Here is a 22,384-nt window from a genome sequence, read left to right on the forward strand (position 1 = left end):
AGCGTTCAAAAGTTGGTAAAGCGATTTGATAAAATCAGTTTTACAGTCCTTGCGCTCCATTCGTCTAGAGGCCTAGGACACCGCCCTTTCACGGCGGTAACAGGGGTTCGAATCCCCTATGGAGTGCCAATATTCTAAAAAAGCCAGTCTATCATGACTGGCTTTTTTTCTTTTGGCTTCGTGCTTAATTTGCATAAAAATGTTTGTTTTCTTGATGAATTTTCGCCGACCAATCCCTGTTTTCTGCTATAATAGGGGCTCTATTTTTATTGATTTTAATGTTGAGCAACCATGAATATCACGCCATTTCTAGAGCAGCTACGCCAAGATGCGATTCTTGACAACACCCAAATCAAAACCGACCCCGACAGCCTAGACAACTGGGGCAAGGACTGGACGAAGCATTTTGCGCCTGCACCAAGTGCGGTGTTGTTTCCTAAGACGACAGAGGAAGTGGCTAAGATTGTAAGGCTTGCTAATGAGCATCAAGTGTGCTTAGTGCCTAGTGGTGGGCGTACAGGATTGTCAGCAGGTGCTGTTGCCAGTAATGGTGAGGTGGTGGTAAGTTTTGATAAGATGAATGCCATTGGGACGTTTTATGAAGCTGATCGTATGGTAGAAGTAGAAGGTGGTGTGGTGACTAAGGCTTTACAAGAATTTGCTGAATCTAAGAACTTATACTATGCCGTAGACTTTGCTTCATCGGGGTCAAGTCAGATTGGTGGTAATATTGGTACCAATGCTGGTGGTATTAAAGTCATTCGTTATGGCATGACAAGAAATCAAATACTAGGATTAACTGTCGTTACTGGCAAAGGTGATGTTTTAGAATTAAACGGTGGTATGTTAAAGAATGCCACAGGGTACGATTTTCGTCATCTATTCATCGGGGCAGAGGGCACTTTAGGGTTTGTAACTCGTGCATTGATTAAGCTTGAGAAGCAGCCTGTGAATTTGACGGCGATGGTATTGGGTGTGCCTGATTTTGGGTCGGTGGTGGGACTGCTTGATAAGTTTAATAAGGCGTTAAACTTGACTGCCTTTGAGTTCTTTGACAGCGTCGCCATTGATAAAGTCTTATCGGCAGGACACGCCAAAGAGCCGTTTGAGAGCCGTACGCCTTTTTATGTGTTATTAGAATTTGAAGCGGTATCCGATGACGTGTTAGACACCGCCATGAATGTGTTTGAAAGCTGTGCCGAAGATGGCTTGATAGAAGATGGTGTGATGAGCCAAAGCGTGGGGCAACTACACGAGCTTTGGAAATTGCGTGAGAGCATCTCCGAGACGATTTCGGTATTTACGCCTTACAAAAATGACGTGTCGGTGCTGATTACGCATTTGGGCGATTTTATCAATGATATTGAAAAAATCGTCAAGGATAATTACCCTGACTTTGAGATTTGCTGGTTTGGGCATATTGGCGATGGCAATTTGCACCTAAATATCCTAAAACCTGACAATCTCACCAAAGACGACTTTTTTGCCAAATGTCAAACGGTAAACAAATACGTCTTTGAAACCGTCAAAAAATACAAAGGCTCAATCTCTGCTGAGCATGGTGTGGGCATGACCAAAAAGCCGTACCTAGACTATACCCGCTCGCCTGCCGAGATTGAATATATGAAAGCAGTCAAAGCGGTATTTGACCCTAATGGGATTATGAACCGTGGTAAAGTCTTTGATATCGAGTAATATCCCACTCACAAAAAAAAACGCCTCGATAGATCAAGGCGTTTTTTAATTGATACCACCATTAAATCTAGACAGCATTATTTAAATTTAAAGTCAGTCAGCAGTGTGCTAAAATAGCGCGATTTTTAATAACTAAGGTCTGTCATGGCAAATTTTCGCACCCATCTCACCGTCGCGGCAGCGGCCAGCACTGTGCTCGCTGCCTGCGGTGTGTACGCCAAATTATTCGGGCTAACAACGGGCGTGCTGTGCGCCATCATTGGTACGATTGGCGGATTACTGCCTGACATTGACCTAGATCACTCCGCCTCTGCCAAGCGAGGGTTTTTCTTGGGTAGCCTCATCACCTCCATGCTCATCGTGATACTCTACGCCAACGCCTACCGACAAAACGAGCTGATTTTAGACTCTTTAATCCTATGGGGGATCAGCTTTATCATCATTCGCTTTGTGATCATTGAGACATTTAGCCGCTTGACGGTGCATCGCGGGGTGGTGCATTCTGTGCCTTATATGGCGATTTTTGGGCTCTTGGTGGCGCATGGTGCATTCTACGGGCTTAAGCTGACGGCTTTTGTCAGCTGGGTATTTGGGATATTCTTGTTCTTAGGCGCGCTCATTCACTTGGCGCTCGATGAGATCTACAGTGTAAACGCCCTAGGTCTCAAGCTCAAAAAATCCGCAGGCACAGCATTTAAATTCTTCGAAATCAAAAAACCACTTCATTATGCCGCGCTATATACCGTGATGATCGGGCTGTTTTTTACCGCGCCACCCTATCAAGATGCTTGGCGTGTGATAAAAAGACTCATCGCTTAGCCGCGAAACATCGCCCCCGTCACCACAAACGCCATACTCCACAGACAGATCAGCGCCACATGAATGCCCATCACCTTTAAGGTGCTGTTTGTATAAATGCCCTGCTCAAGTTTGGCGACGATGCGAAACCGCGCGTGCAATGCGGTAATGATCGTTAATGCCAGCCATGTCAATTTACCATGAATCAGCGCTGACAAAAACCCCATCGGCTCACCCCACATAGCAACAGGGACAATGTCATGCATCATATAAAGCCCTGTCACCACCTGTACAGCCAGCGCACCCATGCCCAGCGGTTCATAGCTTTTTTCAAATTTTAAAAACCCTACCACGTCATTATGACGAATAAACCCAGGCATCAAGCGTATGAGCAAATACAGATGACCTCCGACCCAGATGCTCGCGCCCAATAAATGCAAAATCAATGCAATCTGATGCATACTCACGCCCTTCTCCCCGATCTAAACACATTCGCATCATCATAAAATGACGCATCTTCATTGCCCCAAAAATACGGCACACCCAAAATCGGCAATGGCGAAAGGTCTCTTGGTGTCGCCCCATCAATGAGCCATTGATCTAATCTGATGGCAAGCACCTCATCCACATATGCTAACTTATCCACCAGACCAAGCTCAAAGAATTCATCGTCTACGCTCAAAATAAAGGCATGGCTACAAAGCGGCTTACGCGGATGGATCAATTGCTCAAGCAAGGCATGCCCAAAGATAAAAATCTGCGCCGCATCGTCAGCACTTGGTAGAGCTGGGTTATGCCATTGATTACGCGGCTTGACAAGTGTATTTTGCCAATCAAAATTCTGCAATGCCCTGCCGATGTCGCGATCTTTTACCATGAGTATCGCGCCATTTTCATCAAAGACTGTAATCGCATCACGAACACGGTTGCGCCCATTATGCTCATTAGCGCCCTTTGCCATCTCGCGGATGTGAACGTGGTTTAATACCGACTTTGATTTTGGAAATGCCGACCACACGCACGCACCGAACCAGTCGTGTAGATTATTACGCGTTGGGATATTCGCGGTCGCATGGATGTGCGCCTCGTACGCCGTGCCGTGCGGCAGATCATCTTGGTTGACGAAGGTTAGAGGCTTATCAGAATTATGCAATGTCGGCTTGATGGCATGATCTTTAAAATAGGCGTTGAGCCAATCAGCAAGCTCACCCGTTGGTAAATCCTGATTGAAAGCTTGGTGCATGCCCAGATAAGGCATAAGCCAAGGCGCAGATAAGTCAATGCTCTTAAAGGCGGGAATAAAGTCGCTCATAATCAATGGTCAGTTGTCGTCATTCGTTTATTTTACAACGTTCCATCTGATTTCGCCATGTTCTTAATCAATAAAAACGCCCAACTTGTGAGCGTTTTTTATTGGTATTGATTATTTCAGCAGCAGTTTATTGATGCGTTTTAGGTAGCCTGCTGGATCGTCAAGCTGACCACCATCCGCCAAGAGCGCTTGATCAAATACCACCTGCGCCAGATCATCAAAATCGCTCGATGCCTCTAGACGTTCGATGAGTGGGTGCGTCGGATTGATCTCAAGGATGGGCTTCACATCAGGCACAGGCTGCCCCATTGCTTTTAACATCTGCGCCATCTGCGGCGTCAGCTCACCATCGCCGACGACCAGACAAGCAGGACTGTCCACCAGACGGCTCGACACGCGCACTTCTTTGGCGCGATCAGCCAGGACACTTTGTAACTTCTCAACGACAGGTTTTAGACTCTCTTCGGCTTGGCGAGTCTCTTCTTTTTCAGCTTCATCAGTCAGATCGCCCAGATCAACCGCACCTTTGGCGATGTTCTGTAGCGGCGTACCGTCAAATTCGGTCAAGAAGTTCATCGCCCATTCGTCCACACGCGCTGTCATCAAGATGACCTCGATGCCTTTTTTGTTAAATAGCTCCAACTGCGGGCTGTTCTTGGCAGCGGCTAGGTTGTCAGCGGTTAGATAATAGATCGCCTTTTGACCTTCTTTCATGCGCGCCTTATAATCAGCAAAGCCTGTATTCAAGGCATCATCCGAGCTAGTGGCATAGCGCAGTAGCTTAGCGATGCGCTCTTGGTTTGAGATGTCCTCGCCCAGACCTTCTTTTAATACGTCACCAAACTCACGATAAAAATCAGCGAATTTGGCTTGTTTATCCGCATCTTCAGAATTGGCAAGGCTTGCGATCATGGTAAGTACGCGGCGCGCATTACCCTCGCGGATGGATTTGGTGTCGCGCGACTCTTGAAGAATCTCACGGCTGACATTCAGCGGTAGATCTGCCGTGTCAATCACGCCCTTCACGAAGCGCAAATACATCGGCAATAGCTGCTCGGCATCATCCATGATGAAGACGCGTTTTACATACAGCTTAAGACCGCGCTGCTGCTCGCGCGCATACAGATCCATCGGGGCTTTTTTGGGGATATACAGGAGCTGGGTGTACTGCACACGACCTTCGACACGGTTATGCGACCACGTCAACGGCGCATCAAAATCATGCGTCAAATTCTTATAAAAATCCGCATATTCTTCATTGCTCACCTCACTGGGCGTGCGTGTCCACAGCGCGGTGGCTTTATTAATGGTCTCGTACTCATCAGTTAGGACATATTCACCCTTGCCCGTTGGCTCGCCTGCATCGTCTAGCTCATCTTGCCAGACTTGTTTACGCATCTGAATGGGTAGGCTGATGTGATCAGAGTATTTATTTACCAGTGATTTGATGGTGTATTCATTGGTATAATCCTGCTCGCCTGCACTGTAGTCGTCTTTTAGGTGCAAGGTGATGGTCGTGCCTTTGTTTGGCTTGGTGATGGTCTCCGTAGTGAATCGACCCGTGCCATCAGACACCCAGCGCACGCCGGCATCATGCGCTTCGCCTGCTTTGCGACTCTCAACCACAATCTGATCCGCCACGATAAATCCTGAATAAAACCCCACACCGAACTGACCGATGAGATTACCGTCTTTCTTATCATTATCAGACAGACGCTCCAAGAATGCCTTAGTGCCTGACTTGGCGATGGTGCCTAGGTTGGCGATCGCCTCTTCTTCTGTCATGCCGATACCATTATCACTAAAGCTGATGGTCTTGGCATTCTTGTCGATGTCGATCTTGATGGCAAGCTCACCATCATTCTCATACAGGCTGTCATCTGATGTCGCCAAAAAGCGTAATTTATCACACGCATCAGACGCGTTCGACACCAATTCACGCACAAAAATATCCGCATTAGAATACAAAGAATGCGTCACCAAATGCAAAAGCTGCGCCACTTCGGCTTCAAATTGATGTTGGTTAATGTCGCTCATAATCTCTCCAATGATGTTAAGAATCTATCCAAAAAAATAAGGTCGCTTTCTTGCTTTTCAAGGCAAATCCCAAAAAGATGCCCAAAAATCATGCTACAATATAACTTATTTTTTGTTTAATGCATTGTCGTGAGAAAAACGTTTAAGATTATATTTAAGATACTACTGTCACTTCTAATTATCTTATCGGTGGCGGCAGCGCTGAGCTTTGGGTATTTATTATCAAAAGAACAGACTCAAGGCGATATCTCATGGCGCTCCTGCTATCGCCCGACATTCTGGTCGTGGTTTAGCCTGCCACCGCCCGCACAGCTACAGTGCGCTGCCATTGAGCTGCCCTTAGATGACACTCAAGACAAGACCGTCACGATCGCCATGACGCGCCTGCCATCAGCCAATGCCGATGCCAAAGACTTGCTGTTATTAAGCGGTGGGCCGGGCGGTCACAGCCTTGACATGATCGGCTGGCTGTCTGATGATGAATACACTCGCACCTTAAAAGATAATTTTCACGTACTAGGCATCGCACAGCGCGGTGTGAAGCCATCCACCGCCATCGTCTGTGGTGGTGCACTCGAAGAAGATGGCGCAAAAGCCTATGTTGATGCGTGCGTGGCGCATTCAGGACTGGATTTTATCAAATCCATCAGTACCATCCATACTGTGCATGATTTAGACAAAATACGCACCAAGCTAAACATCGACAGCTGGTCAATGCTCGGCTACTCCTACGGCACAAAAATCGTCGCCCAGTACGCCGAACATTACCCATCGCACCTAAGAGCGGGCGTATTAGATGGTGTGGTGGACACAAGCGAGGATTTATTTACGATTTGGGCGAATCAGCAGACGGGCGCTCAGATTGCTTTTTATCGATTCATGTCAAATTGCCATCAAGATACCTCTTGCATCTTTGGTCAATCTGACGATCAAAATCGTGAATTTTTGACAAAAATCGCCAAACTCTCCGCCCAAAAACTCACTGACAAGAACAACGACCCCATCGATGAGCGAGCGATTCTAGGTATGATCGAGAATAATCTGGGTGATGAACTGACTTGGTCAGAGATGTATGTCATGCTTGATGAGCTAAGCCATGGCAAAACGAACAAATACAACGAATTGCTGTTCATTCAAGAATTTGGCGAGCAGGATTTTAGCCAAGATGCCTTTGTCGGGATTAACTGTGCAGATTCCGCCCCAAAAGATCGCAGCGACTACCTAGCCAGAGCAAAAGCCATCGAAAAAATCGCCGCCTATAACGACATTGAGCGCAGCGATGATGAACTGCTGGATGCGTGCTATTATTGGCCTTTTGATGGTGCGGATGACTTAGACGCCAATCTCATCAGCGATGACACGCCAACGCTACTGTTCGTGGCACAGGCGCATGACTTCGCCACGCCATTATCGAACGCCAAGAACATGGCGAATCGCTTTGGCGATTATTTGATTTATACGCCATATTTTGGTCATACCATCAGCTTGTCAGGTGCTAATACTTGCATTGATGGCGCGGTGGTTGATTATCTGGTAAATGGCGATAAGCCTGATGTGATGGTGTGCCGCTAATCAAAGCGCCATCAAGAAATCCACCAAAGCGCCCATCTCCTCATCGTTAAGCGCCGAAGGCTTAATGAGTGGGTCTAGGTGATTCTCGTGAGCAATAGCGGGTGCATTTTTGGCAGATGGGATTGTCATGCCTGCATTATAGATTGCCACCACACCCCATAAATTTGTAAATAGCCCATGATGAAACCAAGGCTTTGAGCTGGATAGATTTCTTAAAGACGGTGTTTTGAATTTACCAAAATCCGCAGCATCTCCCGTGACAGCATACTTACCAAAATCTTGACGCGGCCGCCCTGCTAAAGTCTGATTTAGATTATGAAATTTATCATCGCTCATCGTTATCCCAAAATGGCAATTCATGCATCTGCCTTTGGTACGAAATACATGCAACCCCAAAAGCTCACTGTCAGATAATGCAACACTGTCACCCAGCAAGAATTCATCAAATCGGGTACGTACAGGCGTAAGAGTAATGAGATATGCATTTACAGCCTGGGCAACTTGGTCAATCTCAATAGCGGTCAATGTCTCACCAAATACCGATTTAAACTTCGGCAGATAGCCTTTTTGATTCAAGCGCATTGGCACACTTTGTAGCGTTATGTCCATTTCGTTGGGATCGGTCAATGGCATGAGCACCTGCTCAGACAGACTGTGCGCCCTCCCATCCCAAAAAAATCCTTGCGACTTAGGGCTTAATCCTAGGTGTATCAAAGACTGGCTATTGCGACTGCCCTGCCTGCCATACACACCAATCGATACAGTTCTTGGATCAGAAAAACCATGCTGTGGATCATGACAATTCACACACGCAACCTGCCCATCTGATGACAATGCGGTTTCAAAAAATAACTGCCTACCCAGAATGGCAATTGGCGTAGGCGGTTTATCATCAATAACAATCGGCGCAAGCTCCAGCCATACCACACCCTCATCAACCGTTGGCGGATGCCATTGGCTGCTGGGCTTTTGGTAATGATTGCGCAAGCATATTAAGTCATAATGGTTGTCTTTTTGGCAAAAAGCATGAGCATGAACACCTGTCAAACCCATCCATATCGCCAAAAGCCAGCCACGAATCAGCAGTCCTGATCTGCCTTACATGCCTGATACGCCATCGTTACGCCCTGTATGATGGACGGATAGGCATTCTCACCATGAGAATAACCTTCATTAAACTCAAAATTAACGTTGGCATTGGGCAGTTGTTGTTGCAAAAACTCATACATCAAATACGCGTCGCTATCGGGCAGATTCGTGATCGGCGCGTTAGGATTGCGATGGCGCGCGGTCAGCTCCTGCTCGCCTAGCGTGATAAGGACATTTTTGATATTAGGTGTATCAATCAGCCCACTTCGATGCGCCAGAATGCTCTTGTCATTCCACCAGATGGACGGGCTTGCGATCGCATAATGATCGAAGCTCTCACTGCGAGCAAATAGCACATACAGCCCAAACAATCCGCCATACGAATGTCCGATCAGCGTGCGATGATTGGGGTTGATGCCAAATTTCTTATCGAGCATGGGCGCCAGCTCATCCGCCATAAAGGCATGAAAATAATCAGCACCGCCAAAAGCCACTTGCTCGCCTTTTGGTACTGGATACGTTTCGGCTGGCGGTGTGTAGTCGTGCGTCCGCTTTGGGATATCAAACTGCCTGCCCGAGGTATAGCCAATGCCGACCACCATGAAGGATTTGGGATTTTGTTCACTTGGCTTACCATGCATCATCTGAGCGATGGACGATGCCGCCGCAAAGAACGCATTGCCATCAAGCACATAGATGACAGGATAGCCGTTGGCAGGTCTATCGCCAATGGTCGCCACCTGAATCAAATATTCCTTATCCGTATAAGATGAATACATGATCGTCTCTTGGCTATTTAGCATCGTGGCAGGCTGCCAAGTCACTGGCTCACTCATAGGCTTAGTCACACAGCCTTGGGACATCAAAGCCATCAAGCTGACAGCTGCTAACTTTTTTATCATTATTGGACATTCAATGTCATAAAAAGAGCGGAAAAATCCGCTCTTAACGGTTAAAACTCATATTTTAAACTGGCGAAATAAGATCTGCCCGGCTCATTATAGGTTTGGCTAATCGTGTTGTCACGCAGCTTTTGTTTATCAAACAAGTTATTCACGCCGATGCGCCCATTTAGATAATCATTAAAGCGGTAGCCAGTATTGAGCGAGACGATATTATAGCTTTTTACTTCTTTGTTGTGCAATAAGCCATCTTTTGCAGAGTTTTCGATGTTGCTCTCGGCAAATTGGCGCGGCTTTTGGCGACCGTATTGGGTAAAGGTAAAATTCACATCCCAGTTATCGTTAATATCATAACCAAAAATCGAATTCCATGTATAATTTGGAATCATTGATAGCGGATTGCCGCTGCGCTTATCGATGGACTCCATCATGTAGGTGACATTATTCGTCCAGCGCGCATCACCCCAATTCCACGTTAAGCTACCTTCCACGCCTTCGATTTTGGCTTCGGGAATGTTTTCCCATTGCAACAGATTATAGGTCATGTCACTCGTGGTTCCGCGAGCCGTGTAAGGCAATGTCACGCTATCAATGAGCGTGTTACCTGCGACGATCTTATCCTTGTAATCACTGTGAAAATACGTCATGCTGGCATTAGTCACTGCATCACGATATTGGATGCCAAGCTCGGTATTTAATGAGGTTTCAGGTTTTAGGTTTTCATTACCTTGAAGCACACACCACTGACCTGCTGGCACAAGATCAATCGGACAACCCTGTCCACGCGTGCCTAACAGATAGCCGTTTGAGCTTTGATAAAGGTTTGGTGCTTTATAAGCGCGCGCCACGCCTGCCTTTAATGTCCAGTTGTCATTTAAATGATGCGTTAAGTTCAAGGCGGGGCTTAGGTTTGAGCCGGATTTGTTATGGTGATCATAACGCAATGCCAGCACCAGATTCGTCTTCTCGTTCAACTCTAAGTTATCCTCAATGTATGCTGAAGCAATCTCTGAGGTGCTTTTGCTTCGATCGCCCGTTACGAAGGCATCAGCATATAGCGCATTAGCATCTGTACCAGTTGAAGTACCTTCATCCATGTTCGCGGTGTCTATCAGCTCATCTTTGACATATTCGGCGCCGATGGTAATTTTTTGGGGTACGCCAAAGGTGAAAGGAATGCTCGTCTCGCCATGGGCGCGCCATGTTTTTAGCTTAGTATCTTCAAAAGTTGGCGCCTCATTATTCACCGAACGAATCACCCCTTCAGGGCCACCTGCTAAGCCTTCGTCAAGACGGGTGTTTTTGGTTTGGTCGTATTGCAGGGTAAATTTACTATCACCCCAATCATACAGCCCATCATGCGTCAATGAATAGCTATCTCGGCGCATAATGTTCGTCTCGGTGCCAATCAGGCTGTTTAATAAGGCGTTGCTTTGGGCTTGGTTGTCTGTGGTCGTCGCGCTAGAATCACGGTTAGAATATTGGGTATCGCCAGAATATTCATTGCCTTGACGACCATAAGCAGCATCGAAGGTCAATGCGTGATCAGGATTGATCTGATAGGCCAGTCGCAGACCTGCGTCTTTATTCTCAACACCTTCACGCCCTGCTGCGCGCGCCAGATAGTTTGAACCATTAGCGTTCGTATAAGGAACAAGCGGGTTGATATCCACCGCATCCATGTCAGTCTTATTAAAGCTGCCATACACACGAAAACCCAATTTCTCTGGAATAATCGGTCCGCTTAGGCTGGCGCTGATGCGGTTTGAGTCTCCCTCTTTGCCATCCTCAGGCTGATTGGTGTATACCTCAACCGAACCTTAATAGTCATCACTGACTTTCTTGGTGACAATATTTACCACACCGCCCATCGCACCACTGCCATAACGCGCGGCAGCAGGTCCACGCAGCACCTCAATCGATTCAATCGCTTCAGCGGGCACCCACTGCGAATCGCCGCGCGTATCACGCTCACCGCGCCAGCCATAACGCACTGAATGACGTGATGTAACCGGTTTACCATCCACCAGAATAATCGTGTTCTCAGGCCCCATGCCACGAATGTCTATCTGGCGGTTATTACCACGCTGCCCTGTCGCTGAGTTACCTGTCAGATTCACCCCGGGCATCTTACGCACGATTTCTGAGATGTCGCTTGAGACAGGGGTACGCTCTAGGTCGGTTTGGTTAATTTTTGAGACGCCGAGCGACTGCTTGACTTGTGCCTCTGCCGTGACGACGATTTTATCTAGCGTCACCGAGGGCATCTCTTCATCGCTTTGGGCGAGTGCAGGCGCGCTCATGAGAGCAATCAAACAAATGGTAAGGTTTTTTGGTCTAAAAGCAGGCATATTCACTCCCATATCAATAACATCTAGAAACAATTGCATAACTTCTGAAAATTACATTAGTATAAACGCAAAGATTATTTATGTAAATAATAATAGTTATTTTTATGATAATAATTTTCATATATATTGAAAAATAAAGATTTTGGTTTTTTATCCCTTAACTTGCATTTGTGCCAAACTTCCCCTAACATAGCTACCTTTATAAGGACAAAGAAATCAGCTCATGGATAAATTCACGCCCTATCACGAAAGACTGTCTGCCTTGCAGAATGCAGGTAATATCCGCAGTTTTCGCCCTCAGACAGATCTATTGAACCTCTCTAGCAATGACTATCTTGGACTGGCGCGCTCACACCTAAAAGATGAATTCATCAAGACTCATCAGCATCACGCCGATTTTTGTTTTGGGGCTTCATCCTCTCGACTTTTGACGGGCAATTTTGATGCCCACGAAATGCTTGAACAGGCCTTACAAGCCGCCTATGGGCGCTCGGTGCTGACCTTTAATAGTGGTTATCACATGAATATTGGCATCCTGCCTGCCATCGCAGATGATCAGACACTGATATTGGCAGATAAATGGGTGCACGCCAGCATGATTGATGGCATCTTATTGGCCAAAGAGCGCGGGGCGAAATTCTACCGTTATGCACATCAGAACCTGACCCAGCTGGCTCAGCTTCTTGATAAGCACCATGCCAATTATCGCCACATCATTATCATGACTGAGTCAGTATTTAGCATGGATGGTGATGTGACCGACCTGCAGGCGCTCATCACCCTAAAACAACAATACCCAAACGTCTCACTCTATGTCGATGAAGCACATGGCGTGGGCGTATTTGGTGATCGCGGTCTTGGTGTAGCCGAGGCGCTGGGCGTGATGGATGAGATTGATTTTTTGGTGGGGACGTTCGGGAAGGCGTGGGCAAGCGTGGGCGGATTCATCGTCTGTGATGCCATCATCAAGCAGCTACTGATTAACAGCATGCGTCCTTTGATTTTTAGCACCAACGCACCACCCATCAATGCACTGTGGTCGGCTTTTGTATTTAATCAGTCAATCAAGATGCAAGATCAGCGTAAGAGACTGCTGGACAATGCCAGATATTTTATCAATAAAATCAAATCGCTAGGCTATGAATGCCCTTCGGACAGTCACATCATCCCCATCATCGTCGGTGATAATCAAAAAGCCATCAATCTGGCAGAGGCACTTCAAAACAGGGGCTTCTATTTGCTACCCATCCGTCCGCCCACCGTGCCTGTGAACACAGCACGCATTCGCGTGTGCCTGACCGCGAACATTACCACAGATCAGATTGATAAATTCTGTCAAGCGCTTGAGGAATTAACATGCTGTTAAATGCCAACATCAGTACAGAATTCATCGCGCATAATTTTAAAAAGGCACACGCCACCTATGATCAGTCTGCATTGGTTCAGCATCAGATGTGCCAGCGCCTTATTGCACTCATTCAAGCGCATCCACCCAGTGCGTCGCCCAAATCCATCCTAGAGATCGGCTGCGGCGTGGGCAATCTGACCAAACTTTATCATCCACTATGGCAGATAGATGAGCTCTATCTGAACGATCTGTACGACATGCATTCTGCCATTGACCGCGCCAAGCTGATCATCGGCGATATTGAACACATCGATCTGCCTAGGGTGAATATGGTGCTATCAAGCTCAGCACTGCAATGGATAAAGGATCTGCCGACCCTGTGCCACAACATTCATCACGCGCTGCCAGATGCTGGTATGTTCGCCTTTGCCACATTCGGGCAGGATAATCTGCATGAGATGAAGGCGCTGACAGGCATCGGGCTTGATTATCACAGTCTTGATGACATCATGCAGATGCTGTCTAAGGCTGGATTTGACATCATCCAAACCGAACAGACGCCGTATACTCTACATTTTGATCAGCCAAAGCAGATTCTACGCCACATCAAAGACACGGGTGTATCTGTGGGCAGTGCAGAATGGACGAAGTCGTCATTGGCACAATTTTATGAAAATTACCACAAAAAATTCGCCATTTTCAACGATGGAAAATGGCGATATCCTTTAACTTATGATGCCATCTATGTGATAGCAGTCAAACGCTAGACGCTCGCACCCACACTTCTGGCCAAGGCGATGCCATCTTCAATGGAGAGATAGGTTTTTTTGCTCGGTGCATCTTTAAACACCACATCACCATCTTGGAACACCAAGCACTCATCCACCGCAATCTGTTGCCACGTCTCGTTTTTGGTTAAAGGAATGGTTACAAGGATGGTCACCTTGTCCTTATCGGTAGTCACATCCCCAAAATTCACGCTCATCTCACCATCAGACAGATGAGCCTCACCAAACGGTGCCTTACGAGTCAGATAAAACAAAAGACTGCCCGCATACGCCAGCTGCCAATGACCATTAGAAATCAGGCAATTAAACAACCCATTGGCGGACAGGTAGCGACATTGCGCAGTCAAAAAAACAAATAACGCTTCATCGGACGGGCGAGATTTAAAGGTTGATTTTAAGCGGTTTAATAGATAACAAAACGCCAGTTCGCTGTCAGTCGTGCCCACAGGCGAATAATGTTCGGCATTGCCATTGTCGTGCAATCTTTGGGTGCGGCGAATGAAGCTGTCTGTCATCTGCCCATTATGCGCAAATGCCCACTGCTCGCCCCACACCTCACGGACAAAGGGATGTGTATTGGCAAGGCTGTTTTTCTCGCCGGTGGTCGCCTTACGAATGTGCGCGATTACGTTCATCGCCTTGATGGGATAGTGATTGATCAGATCGGCAACAGGTGACAGATGGCTTGGCTTGTTGTCATGGAATTGACGCAAGCCCACACCACCCGAGTCACTGCGCTCAAAAAACGCAATCCCAAAGCCATCTTCGTGATGATCCGTTCCACCACCCCGCTGACGAAAGCCAGCAAAGCTAAAACCGATGTCGGTCGGCGTGTTGCAATTCATTCCAAGTAGTTGGCACATTGTGAATTCACTTATTAATTGGTTGGTTTGACTTTATTCCAGTGATAGCTTGCCAAGCGTTTCATCAAATCAGGATTTTTCACCATGATGTCACCGCCAGTCCGCCCTTGTTCACGGTTGTAATAAATCACGTTTAGGCGTAGTAGCCAAAAAATCGTGGCAGAGTAGGCAAGCATGACAGGCAGGGCGGTTTTTTCATTGTCGGTTAAGGGGCGAACGCTCTCATAGCCGTCTATAAAGGCAGTCATTTTATCGGTGTTAAAATTCACGCTCTCGCCGTCTGTCGCATTGCCCCATGTGGTACAAAAATCGTTAATGGTAATGGCGATGTCCATCAAATAATGCTCAACTGATACTTCTGTAAAGTCCAAAAGCCCCGTCAGGCGAGCCATATCGCCTGAAAAATCCCACAAGGTATTATCGGTAAACATATCCAAATGACAAAGCCCCTTTGGCAAATCATCGGGTAGATTGGCGTAAGCCGTCCAAATGTCGTTCATCAAGCGGGCTTCATCGGTCGGCATATAGGCAGTTTCACGCTCTTTAACCCTTGCCCAGTCGTACAGTGGCACGCCGTAGTTTTCGGCAGGTTGTAGTGTTTGTAGGGTATTGTGCAAGGTGGCAAGTGCTTTTCCCATCTCAAAGCACATTGGCTCATCGGTGGTTTTTGGGTGTGAGCCTGAGAGTTTTGGCACGACTAGGATTGCTTTATTTTCGTATCGCATGACGCAATCGGAGCCGATGTCGTCGCCTTTGGCGGTGAGTTTGACGAGCGGTGGGGCGATGGGCAATTTATCTTTTAGGGCGTGCATGACCGTTGCCATTTTGATAATATCAGCAGGCACACGCTCTTCAAATAGCGTGAACACATAGCTAAACTCATCGCCCACGTCTTTGTCCGTCTGAATGAACCAGTTGGAATTTTTGACCCCTTGCACGATGGGAATGGCTTTTTTAAATTTCACCCCAAACAAACCACAAAACGCAAAAAATTCATCATCAGATAGGTGGGTATAGACGGACATGGATTTTTTCCTGCTTTTATCAAAAGTACATATTTTAAAGGGTTTTTACTGATTTTACGAACACTTTCTTGGAATTTTTGGGTTTTATTTATTTGGCAAACCTTCCCTAATCAGCTCAGAGAACTCACGACTACTCATATCCACGCGCGTAAGGTGCGCCACATTCAGATTGGCGTGCGCCATTTGTCGCCATTCATCCACCGTATATTGCGTATCAATCACCCCGTCAGGCTCAAGGCAAGACACACCCAGAACACCATGAATAATTTGGTGCCGATCGCACCCAGTGGCTCATGTATCCACAATGCCAACATCAGCCAAACGCTGGTCGCCAGCACCTACAGCACAAAAGCACCCGACACAAGCCATGCAAAGCTTCGCGTAATAAAAAACCGCGCCATAAATCTCTGCACACCCTCGGGCAGCATCTTGATTAAGGCGTTATTTGGTAGATTGGACGGTGTTTGATCGGTCATAAGCTTGGTGGCGCAATGAGATAAATTTCAAATAAAAAACAAACCGACCTTAATGCAGTCGGTTTGGCCATTCATCAGTGGTTTAGGATTTTGGATAAGAATTCTTGGGCGCGCTCACTTCTGGCACCGCCAAAGAATTCATCGCGGCTACAGTTCTCAACGATTCTACCCTCATCCATGAATATAATGCGGTTCGCCACTTGGCGCGCAAAACCCATCTCGTGCGTCACACACATCATGGTCATGCCATCACGAGCCAGGCTGATCATCACATCTAGCACCTCTTGGATCATCTCGGGGTCTAGCGCAGATGTCGGCTCATCAAAGAGCATGGCAACAGGATCCATCGACAAAGCACGAGCAATCGCCACGCGCTGCTGCTGACCGCCAGAGAGCTCGGCGGGATATTTATTAGCATGAGCTGACAGACCCACACGATCCAGATAGGCAAGCCCTTTTTTGGTCGCCTCAGACTCACTACGACCTAGCACCTTAATCTGAGCGATGGTCAGATTGTCCTTGATGGATAAATGAGGAAACAGCTCAAAATGCTGAAACACCATACCCACACGGCTGCGCAATTTCGCCAAGTCTGTCGCTTTATCACCCACCGAAGTATCGCCCACCATGATAGAGCCTTCTTGGAATGGCTCAAGCCCATTAACCGTCTTGATGAGCGTGGATTTACCTGAGCCTGAAGGACCGCAGACCACCACCACATCGCCTTTATGGACGTGAGCGGTGCAGTCGGTTAGCACCTGAAAGTCGCCATACCACTTTGAGACGTTACGAATCTTAATCATCATCTCATCAGTGGCGTGACCTTCGTTCGAGACCAAGCCACCAAACTCATTAATCCAAGTTTTCTCATTGATTTGTTGTACAATTGCCATGTATGTTCCTTATATATCTATTAAATTTGTCAAAATCTTAGGCGTTTTTTGAGGGCGTTTACCCCTATTGATGCCGTCAAGCTAATCACAAAATACACCAAACCTGCGCCCAAAATATACGGGGTCAGATAACCCATCAAATCCCCACGCACATAAGAGGCACGGAAGAAATCCACCAACCCAATGGCAAATACCAGCGTCGTATCTTGGAACAAGATGATGCACTGCTGTAGCACCAAGGGCAGCATTTTGCGAAATGCTTGGGGTAGAATGATAAGCTGCATGGTTTGCTTATAGGTCATGCCCAACGCATAAGCCGCCGACACCTGACCACGCCCGATAGACTGAATGCCCGCTCGCACGATCTCTGAGAAATACGCCGCCTCGAACACCATGAACGCCACCACACAGGATGTGAATGCAGTATCCAGTGAGAAGTATTTGCCTGTGATCCAGTTATACATCATCGGCACCGCGAAGTAAAACCAAAGCAGTACAAGCAGTAGCGGCACAGAACGAAAATAGTTCACGTATAGGGCAGCAGGCACAGACAGCCATTTTTTGCCCGACAGTCGCATGAGCGCCAGCACCGTCCCGATGATCAGACCGCCAATAATGGCAAGCACCAAGACCTTTAAAGTTACCCAGAACCCCGCCATCAAGGCAGGCATGGCAAGTTGTAATTCGTTCATACCGCACCTCCGATTTGACCTTTGATGCGCACTTTTTTCTCCAGATACGTCATGCCAAGGATGAGCGTCATGTTAAAAATAAGATAAATGATGGTCGCAAAAGTATAAACTTCAAAGTTATTTTGAGTGTATTCGCTGATGGTTTTGGTTTGACTGATGAGCTCTGCCACCCCCACCAATGACGCCACTGATGCATTTTTAAAGCAGTTGGTTAACTCTGAGCTCATGGGCGGCAGTATCACCCGAAACGCCTGCGGCAATATTACATGACGATAGACCTGAGCCGTACTAAATCCTAGTGCATAACCTGCATTGCTCTGCCCCTTAGGCAGTGATTCGATGCCTGTTCGCACCTGCTCAACGATACGCGCAGCGGTGAATAAGCCAAGCCCGATCGCCGCCGATATGACTGCCGAGGTATTAAAGGATAAGGATGTAAACCACCAATCTCTAAGTCCTTCTGTCAATAGCGTCGGTGCCACATAAAACCAAAAAAACAACTGCACCAGTAGCGGCACATTCCTAAAAAACCCTACATACATGGTCGCGATGGCACGTGCAGGCTTGCTTGGTAAAGTTTTCATTACCCCTAGGATACTGCCTAGCACCAAAGCAATGACCCACGCCACCGAACCAATGACAAGCAGCCATCCAAAACCTTTTAGCAGCCAGTGCCAATACAGTTCACTGCCCACGCCTGTGGACTGAAATAACACGCCCCAGTTCCAATGATAATTCATGCAAATTTCCTATATTTCGCCTTTTATCAGCAAATCTTAAAAAACCACCCAAAAATGAGTGGCTTTTGCCAAAAATCCAACAATAAATCTGATGAATTATTGTGCTTTTTGTGGCTCTGCTTGGTCATGCGGATTGGCAAGCAGGGTTTTTAGGTTGTCAGACATGGCAAATTCCATGTTAACATTCTTAGGCGGAATCGGCTGAGTGAACCACTTGTCATAGATGCCATTGATCTCGCCAGATGCATAGACTGCTTTTAGCGTGTTATCCACGACTTTCTTAAATTCAGTATCGCCTTTACGTACCATACAGCCATAGATCTCAAAAGATTGTGGCTCGCCCACGATGTGCCATTTGGCAGGGTCTTTGGCTTTGGCGCGCTCGCCTGCCAATAGAACGTCATCCATCATGAATGCTTCAGCACGTCCGCTTTCTAGCATCAAGAAGCTCTCGCCGTGGTCTTTGGCAGAGACGATATTGATGCCTGCTTTTTTCTCATCGTTATACTGCTTGATGTAGCGCTCAGAGGTCGTACCTGCTGTGGTGACGAGCGTCTTACCGCCTAGATCTTCAAAGCCTTTGATACTAGAGTCGGTAGCGGTCAATAGACGAGTACCAATCTCAAAGAAGCCCACCGAGAAATCCACCTGCTGCTGGCGTTCGGTGTTGTTGGTCGTTGAGCCACACTCTAAGTCCACTGTGCCGTTTTGGACAAGTGGGATACGCGTCTGAGAAGTCACCAGGTTATAGCGCACTTTCAGATCAGGCATGTTTAGCTGCTCTTTTAATGCTTCAACGACTTTAAGCTGAAGGTCATGCGCATAGCCAACAGGTTGATTAGGATTGTCAGCGATATATGAAAACGGAATCGATGAGTCGCGATGCGCCAAAACGATCGTGCCTGATGATTTGATTTTATCCAGCGTACCTTGCCCTTGGGCTGGAGCGGCGGTTTGCGCACCTTCTTGGGTAGCTGGCGCTTTATCGCCGCCACAGGCAGCCATGAGTGATGCTGATAGTGCCAATAAGGCAAATTTTGGGAAGTGTTTCATGAACGTCGTCTCCATGTTAAAATTACAATCAAAAAATTAATATCCTATAACCATGTTTGCAGGATTATCCACAAGAATAATCTCGCTGTGATTTCATCATAAGACAATTACAGCATAAGTGCAACATTTTTTTAACATTCGTGAAATTTACCAAAGCAGCAACAATCCATACGAATCATATTCGCACGCGCACCTTATGTGCATTTTTAACACAAACCCAAGAATTTAGGTTGTATAAAACGGTCTTTATTGTCATAATATCGCACCATATTATTAGCCAAAAAATTAAGAGAAAATCATGCTAGCCAAACGCCTAATACCCTGCCTTGATGTTGAAAATGGTCGTGTCGTCAAAGGCGTGAACTTCGTGGACATCAAAGACGCGGGCGATCCTGTGCAAGTCGCCACTCGTTATAATGACGAAGGCGCTGATGAGATCACCTTTTTGGACATCACTGCCACCTCTGATGGTCGAGATACGACCTATCATATGGTAGAGCAGATCGCCAAGAATATCTTTATCCCGCTGACCGTTGGCGGCGGCGTGCGTAAGATTGACGACATTCGCAATCTACTCAATGCAGGCGCTGACAAGGTTGGTATTAATTCTGCTGCCATCACCAACCCCGATCTTGTTAATGATGCCGCCTCACGCTTTGGCAGTCAGTGCATCGTGGTATCCATCGATGCCAAGCGCGTCACCAGACCAGATGGCAGCATTGGCTTTGAGATTTTTACTCATGGCGGGCGCAAAGCCACAGGCATCGATGCCATTGACTGGGCGGTGCAGATGACCAAACGCGGTGCAGGCGAACTGCTGGTGACCAGCATGGATGGCGATGGCACACGCCAAGGCTACGACCTACTGCTCACCAAGACCATCAGCGACCTAGTCAACATCCCTGTCATCGCATCAGGCGGTGTTGGCAACCTACAGCATCTGGCTGATGGCGTATTACAAGGCGGAGCTGATGCCGTGCTTGCCGCGAGCATCTTCCATTTCGGTGATCACACGATACGCGAAGCCAAAGAATTCATGGCAGCCCAAGGCATTCCTGTACGACTGTAATTCTATTAGAATTCATTTGGCAATTTTCGCATCAATTTGGCATGAAAATCGCCCAATCCATGGCAAAATATGCTAAAATAAACGATAATTTTCACTCATAAAAATAGGCAAGAACATGAATTACACCAACCAAAAATCAGCCGTTACCCACTTAGATGGCGCACTTGACCAGAACCAAGGTCTTCGCATCGGTATCGCGGTTGGTCGTTTTAACGGTTTTTTGGTAGAAAGCTTGGTTGAAGGCGCGCTAGACGCCCTACTGCGTCACGGCGTACAAGGCGAGAACATCACCGTTGTGCGTGTACCAGGCGCGTTCGAGCTACCACTGACCGCCAAGCGCATGGCAACTTCTGGTAAATATGATGCAATCGTGGTGCTTGGTGCGATCATTCGTGGTGCGACACCACACTTTGACATCGTGGCAAGCGAGTCCGCCAAGGGTCTGTCGCACGTTGCACTGCATCACGACATCCCTGTGATTAACGGCATCTTGACCACCGAGAACATCGAGCAGACCATCGAGCGTGCCGGCACCAAGGCAGGCAACAAAGGCTACGAAGCTGCCATGACTGCCATCGAGATGGCAAGCGTCCTAAAAGCGCTATAATTTGACCTCACACTCTAGGGCAAATTTACGCGATTTGCCCTTTTATTATTTAACAGCATAATCGGTCATTATCAAACAAAAACATAAAAAGATGAGATCTTCGCGATTTTTTGTTATGATAAATTACCCAATGACAAGGCTTTGACATGAATACTCCGACTTCTGACCAATCTTTTGACATTAACGAAACAGGCTACAAGACCAGCTACACCGCCATTCGTAAGGCGCGTCGTTTTGCTGTGCAGGGGCTTTATGAATGGCTGATGACCGATTATCGCTTCGCCACTCAGCAGCGAGATCTATTGGGCGGTAATGAGCCGCACACCATCGTTGCGCGCACTCGCAGCGAGAACGCCATGCACACCGTACATTTGGGCTATTATCACGAACTGATGCGTGAGATCCCCATGAAAGCAGGTGAGCTAATCGTGGACATCGCCCGTTATCTTGACCGCAGTTTTGATAAATTAGACACCATCGAGAAGGCGATTTTGCTGATTGGGGCGTACGAGCTTAAGCACAGTCTGCACATTCCTTATAAAGTGGTGCTTGATGAAGCCATGCAATTAAACACCCATTTTGGGGCGACTGATGCCCATAAATTCATCAATGCCATCCTAGACAGATATGCCAAAGACGTGCGAGAATTGGAATATCAAGCCCATAAGGCAGACAAAGCCAACAAAAAATCCAACGACGACGAATAATAAACCAAATACGCTGTTGAAAATGGCGTATTTTATTATCTTCATCAAGGCTTAATAAGCATCTACATGAGATAGACGCCTTTTTGATATTTGGAATTTCACATGATTAAACTGCTCAATTTTATAAAGCAGACTGCTTTATTTTCTTTGTCTTTACTAGGCATCTCCCAAGGTGCAATGGCGGATAACTGTAAGCGCCCACCGAACATTGCCAAGCTAGACTACATCGCCTGCCCTTATGACGGACTATCCAAAGGCGAAAAAGACGGCAAATATGGATTCGTTGATTCGGCAGGTCGCATCGTCATTGATTTGGTATATGATGACGCGGACAGTTTTAGCGAGCAGTTGGCTTACGTCCAAAGAG

22 protein-coding genes, 1 tRNA gene and 1 pseudogene are annotated in these 22,384 nt (G+C 47.1%); 11 read left to right on the forward strand and 13 right to left on the reverse strand.

The features are described from left to right. Positions 1–53: 53 nt before the first annotated feature. The 3 genes from GY683_RS09095 to GY683_RS09105 all read left to right on the forward strand — a co-directional run bounded on the left by GY683_RS09095 (position 54) and on the right by GY683_RS09105 (position 2,514). Positions 54–129 (forward strand) — tRNA-Glu (locus GY683_RS09095). A gap of 162 nt (positions 130–291) precedes the next feature. Beyond that, on the forward strand, positions 292–1,695 hold the full coding sequence (locus tag GY683_RS09100) for an FAD-binding oxidoreductase (protein WP_297288422.1): 1,404 nt from the start codon (positions 292–294) through the stop codon (positions 1,693–1,695). A gap of 144 nt (positions 1,696–1,839) precedes the next feature. Then, positions 1,840–2,514, forward strand: coding sequence for a metal-dependent hydrolase (locus GY683_RS09105; RefSeq protein ID WP_297288423.1), 675 nt, complete (start codon positions 1,840–1,842; stop codon positions 2,512–2,514). Here GY683_RS09105 and GY683_RS09110 read toward each other — a convergent pair. The 3 genes from GY683_RS09110 to htpG form a co-directional block, all read right to left on the reverse strand. After that, positions 2,511–2,954: a copper resistance protein CopD gene (locus GY683_RS09110; RefSeq protein ID WP_297288424.1), complete on the reverse strand. Its 444-nt coding sequence runs from the start codon at positions 2,952–2,954 to the stop codon at positions 2,511–2,513. The two genes, GY683_RS09105 and GY683_RS09110, sit on opposite strands and share 4 nt — an antisense overlap. Positions 2,955–2,956: 2 nt before the next feature. Next, a complete protein-coding gene (locus GY683_RS09115) occupies positions 2,957–3,805 on the reverse strand; it encodes a DUF3025 domain-containing protein (protein ID WP_297288425.1) in 849 nt (282 codons plus the stop codon). Between the two features lie 111 nt (positions 3,806–3,916). Further along, positions 3,917–5,842 carry a molecular chaperone HtpG gene (htpG, locus tag GY683_RS09120; protein WP_297288426.1) on the reverse strand — a complete coding sequence of 642 codons (1,926 nt, stop codon included), beginning with the start codon at positions 5,840–5,842 and terminating at the stop codon, positions 3,917–3,919. 129 nt (positions 5,843–5,971) lie between these two features. Between htpG and GY683_RS09125 the strand changes: the two genes are divergently transcribed. Next, complete coding sequence (locus tag GY683_RS09125; RefSeq protein WP_297288427.1) at positions 5,972–7,414, forward strand: alpha/beta hydrolase; 1,443 nt, start codon at positions 5,972–5,974, stop codon at positions 7,412–7,414. Here the strand turns inward: GY683_RS09125 and GY683_RS09130 are convergent, their stop codons facing one another. The 3 genes and pseudogenes from GY683_RS09130 to GY683_RS09140 all read right to left on the reverse strand — a co-directional run bounded on the left by GY683_RS09130 (position 7,415) and on the right by GY683_RS09140 (position 11,756). Next, the gene (locus GY683_RS09130) at positions 7,415–8,467 is read right to left on the reverse strand and encodes a cytochrome c peroxidase (protein WP_297288428.1); all 1,053 of its coding nucleotides are present in this window, start codon (positions 8,465–8,467) and stop codon (positions 7,415–7,417) included. Between the two features lie 26 nt (positions 8,468–8,493). Next, positions 8,494–9,375 carry an alpha/beta hydrolase-fold protein gene (locus tag GY683_RS09135; RefSeq protein WP_297288429.1) on the reverse strand — a complete coding sequence of 294 codons (882 nt, stop codon included), beginning with the start codon at positions 9,373–9,375 and terminating at the stop codon, positions 8,494–8,496. An 80-nt stretch (positions 9,376–9,455) separates the two neighbouring features. Continuing rightward, positions 9,456–11,756: pseudogene (locus tag GY683_RS09140) on the reverse strand (FepA family TonB-dependent siderophore receptor). A gap of 223 nt (positions 11,757–11,979) precedes the next feature. On the opposite strand from GY683_RS09140, the gene GY683_RS09145 reads away from it, so the two are divergent. Together GY683_RS09145 and bioC are read left to right on the forward strand one after the other, a co-directional pair. Beyond that, positions 11,980–13,122 carry an 8-amino-7-oxononanoate synthase gene (locus GY683_RS09145; protein ID WP_297288430.1) on the forward strand — a complete coding sequence of 381 codons (1,143 nt, stop codon included), beginning with the start codon at positions 11,980–11,982 and terminating at the stop codon, positions 13,120–13,122. Beyond that, positions 13,113–13,871 carry a malonyl-ACP O-methyltransferase BioC gene (bioC, locus tag GY683_RS09150; RefSeq protein WP_297288431.1) on the forward strand — a complete coding sequence of 253 codons (759 nt, stop codon included), beginning with the start codon at positions 13,113–13,115 and terminating at the stop codon, positions 13,869–13,871. The genes GY683_RS09145 and bioC overlap by 10 nt, the downstream gene beginning before the upstream one ends. Here the strand turns inward: bioC and GY683_RS09155 are convergent. The 3 genes from GY683_RS09155 to GY683_RS09165 all read right to left on the reverse strand — a co-directional run bounded on the left by GY683_RS09155 (position 13,868) and on the right by GY683_RS09165 (position 16,026). Next, on the reverse strand, positions 13,868–14,755 hold the full coding sequence (locus tag GY683_RS09155; protein WP_297288432.1) for a class II glutamine amidotransferase: 888 nt from the start codon (positions 14,753–14,755) through the stop codon (positions 13,868–13,870). The genes bioC and GY683_RS09155 overlap by 4 nt on opposite strands. A gap of 14 nt (positions 14,756–14,769) precedes the next feature. Next, positions 14,770–15,780 (reverse strand): homoserine kinase, encoded by a 1,011-nt coding sequence (locus GY683_RS09160; protein ID WP_297288433.1) that lies wholly within the window; start codon positions 15,778–15,780, stop codon positions 14,770–14,772. 84 nt (positions 15,781–15,864) lie between these two features. Continuing rightward, on the reverse strand, positions 15,865–16,026 hold the full coding sequence (locus GY683_RS09165; protein ID WP_297288434.1) for a hypothetical protein: 162 nt from the start codon (positions 16,024–16,026) through the stop codon (positions 15,865–15,867). A 12-nt stretch (positions 16,027–16,038) separates the two neighbouring features. Here GY683_RS09165 and GY683_RS09170 point away from each other — a divergent pair, with 12 nt between their 5' ends. Next, the gene (locus GY683_RS09170; RefSeq protein WP_297288435.1) at positions 16,039–16,248 is read left to right on the forward strand and encodes a hypothetical protein; all 210 of its coding nucleotides are present in this window, start codon (positions 16,039–16,041) and stop codon (positions 16,246–16,248) included. An 82-nt stretch (positions 16,249–16,330) separates the two neighbouring features. Here GY683_RS09170 and GY683_RS09175 read toward each other — a convergent pair whose 3' ends face one another. The 4 genes from GY683_RS09175 to GY683_RS09190 all read right to left on the reverse strand — a co-directional run bounded on the left by GY683_RS09175 (position 16,331) and on the right by GY683_RS09190 (position 19,634). Continuing rightward, the gene (locus GY683_RS09175) at positions 16,331–17,059 is read right to left on the reverse strand and encodes an amino acid ABC transporter ATP-binding protein (protein ID WP_297288442.1); all 729 of its coding nucleotides are present in this window, start codon (positions 17,057–17,059) and stop codon (positions 16,331–16,333) included. A gap of 119 nt (positions 17,060–17,178) precedes the next feature. Then, positions 17,179–17,841: an ABC transporter permease subunit gene (locus GY683_RS09180; protein WP_297288436.1), complete on the reverse strand. Its 663-nt coding sequence runs from the start codon at positions 17,839–17,841 to the stop codon at positions 17,179–17,181. Beyond that, complete coding sequence (locus GY683_RS09185; protein ID WP_297288437.1) at positions 17,838–18,581, reverse strand: amino acid ABC transporter permease; 744 nt, start codon at positions 18,579–18,581, stop codon at positions 17,838–17,840. The genes GY683_RS09180 and GY683_RS09185 overlap by 4 nt, the downstream gene beginning before the upstream one ends. A 96-nt stretch (positions 18,582–18,677) precedes the next feature. Continuing rightward, on the reverse strand, positions 18,678–19,634 hold the full coding sequence (locus GY683_RS09190) for a glutamate/aspartate ABC transporter substrate-binding protein (RefSeq protein ID WP_297288438.1): 957 nt from the start codon (positions 19,632–19,634) through the stop codon (positions 18,678–18,680). A gap of 295 nt (positions 19,635–19,929) precedes the next feature. On the opposite strand from GY683_RS09190, the gene hisF reads away from it, so the two are divergent. From hisF to GY683_RS09210, 4 genes are all read left to right on the forward strand, one after another. Continuing rightward, positions 19,930–20,703 (forward strand): imidazole glycerol phosphate synthase subunit HisF, encoded by a 774-nt coding sequence (gene hisF / locus GY683_RS09195; RefSeq protein ID WP_367274165.1) that lies wholly within the window; start codon positions 19,930–19,932, stop codon positions 20,701–20,703. 115 nt (positions 20,704–20,818) lie between these two features. Beyond that, on the forward strand, positions 20,819–21,310 hold the full coding sequence (gene ribE, locus GY683_RS09200; protein WP_046695929.1) for a 6,7-dimethyl-8-ribityllumazine synthase: 492 nt from the start codon (positions 20,819–20,821) through the stop codon (positions 21,308–21,310). Positions 21,311–21,456: 146 nt separating this feature from the next. Beyond that, positions 21,457–22,017, forward strand: a complete 561-nt coding sequence (nusB, locus tag GY683_RS09205; RefSeq protein WP_297288440.1) for a transcription antitermination factor NusB — start codon at positions 21,457–21,459, stop codon at positions 22,015–22,017. Between the two features lie 102 nt (positions 22,018–22,119). Beyond that, positions 22,120–22,384, forward strand: a 265-nt coding sequence (locus GY683_RS09210) for a WG repeat-containing protein (protein ID WP_297288441.1), incomplete at its 3' end; no start/stop codon positions are given.

The sequence above is a fragment of the Moraxella sp. genome (assembly GCF_024227015.1).
Lineage (GTDB): Bacteria > Pseudomonadota > Gammaproteobacteria > Pseudomonadales > Moraxellaceae > Moraxella.

What these genes read in the sequence shown, in the direction of transcription:
- GY683_RS09100 (WP_297288422.1), top strand. Translation starts at nt 292, where the DNA reads ATGAATATCACGCCATTTCTAGAGCAGCTACGCCAAGATGCGATTCTT.
- GY683_RS09105 (WP_297288423.1), top strand. Translation starts at nt 1,840, where the DNA reads ATGGCAAATTTTCGCACCCATCTCACCGTCGCGGCAGCGGCCAGCACT.
- GY683_RS09110 (WP_297288424.1), bottom strand. Translation starts at nt 2,954, where the DNA reads ATGCATCAGATTGCATTGATTTTGCATTTATTGGGCGCGAGCATCTGG.
- GY683_RS09115 (WP_297288425.1), bottom strand. Translation starts at nt 3,805, where the DNA reads ATGAGCGACTTTATTCCCGCCTTTAAGAGCATTGACTTATCTGCGCCT.
- htpG (WP_297288426.1), bottom strand. Translation starts at nt 5,842, where the DNA reads ATGAGCGACATTAACCAACATCAATTTGAAGCCGAAGTGGCGCAGCTT.
- GY683_RS09130 (WP_297288428.1), bottom strand. Translation starts at nt 8,467, where the DNA reads ATGGGTTTGACAGGTGTTCATGCTCATGCTTTTTGCCAAAAAGACAAC.
- GY683_RS09135 (WP_297288429.1), bottom strand. Translation starts at nt 9,375, where the DNA reads ATGGCTTTGATGTCCCAAGGCTGTGTGACTAAGCCTATGAGTGAGCCA.
- GY683_RS09145 (WP_297288430.1), top strand. Translation starts at nt 11,980, where the DNA reads ATGGATAAATTCACGCCCTATCACGAAAGACTGTCTGCCTTGCAGAAT.
- bioC (WP_297288431.1), top strand. Translation starts at nt 13,113, where the DNA reads ATGCTGTTAAATGCCAACATCAGTACAGAATTCATCGCGCATAATTTT.
- GY683_RS09155 (WP_297288432.1), bottom strand. Translation starts at nt 14,755, where the DNA reads ATGTGCCAACTACTTGGAATGAATTGCAACACGCCGACCGACATCGGT.
- GY683_RS09160 (WP_297288433.1), bottom strand. Translation starts at nt 15,780, where the DNA reads ATGTCCGTCTATACCCACCTATCTGATGATGAATTTTTTGCGTTTTGT.
- GY683_RS09170 (WP_297288435.1), top strand. Translation starts at nt 16,039, where the DNA reads ATGAATAATTTGGTGCCGATCGCACCCAGTGGCTCATGTATCCACAAT.
- GY683_RS09175 (WP_297288442.1), bottom strand. Translation starts at nt 17,059, where the DNA reads ATGATTAAGATTCGTAACGTCTCAAAGTGGTATGGCGACTTTCAGGTG.
- GY683_RS09180 (WP_297288436.1), bottom strand. Translation starts at nt 17,841, where the DNA reads ATGAACGAATTACAACTTGCCATGCCTGCCTTGATGGCGGGGTTCTGG.
- GY683_RS09185 (WP_297288437.1), bottom strand. Translation starts at nt 18,581, where the DNA reads ATGAATTATCATTGGAACTGGGGCGTGTTATTTCAGTCCACAGGCGTG.
- GY683_RS09190 (WP_297288438.1), bottom strand. Translation starts at nt 19,634, where the DNA reads ATGAAACACTTCCCAAAATTTGCCTTATTGGCACTATCAGCATCACTC.
- ribE (WP_046695929.1), top strand. Translation starts at nt 20,819, where the DNA reads ATGAATTACACCAACCAAAAATCAGCCGTTACCCACTTAGATGGCGCA.
- nusB (WP_297288440.1), top strand. Translation starts at nt 21,457, where the DNA reads ATGAATACTCCGACTTCTGACCAATCTTTTGACATTAACGAAACAGGC.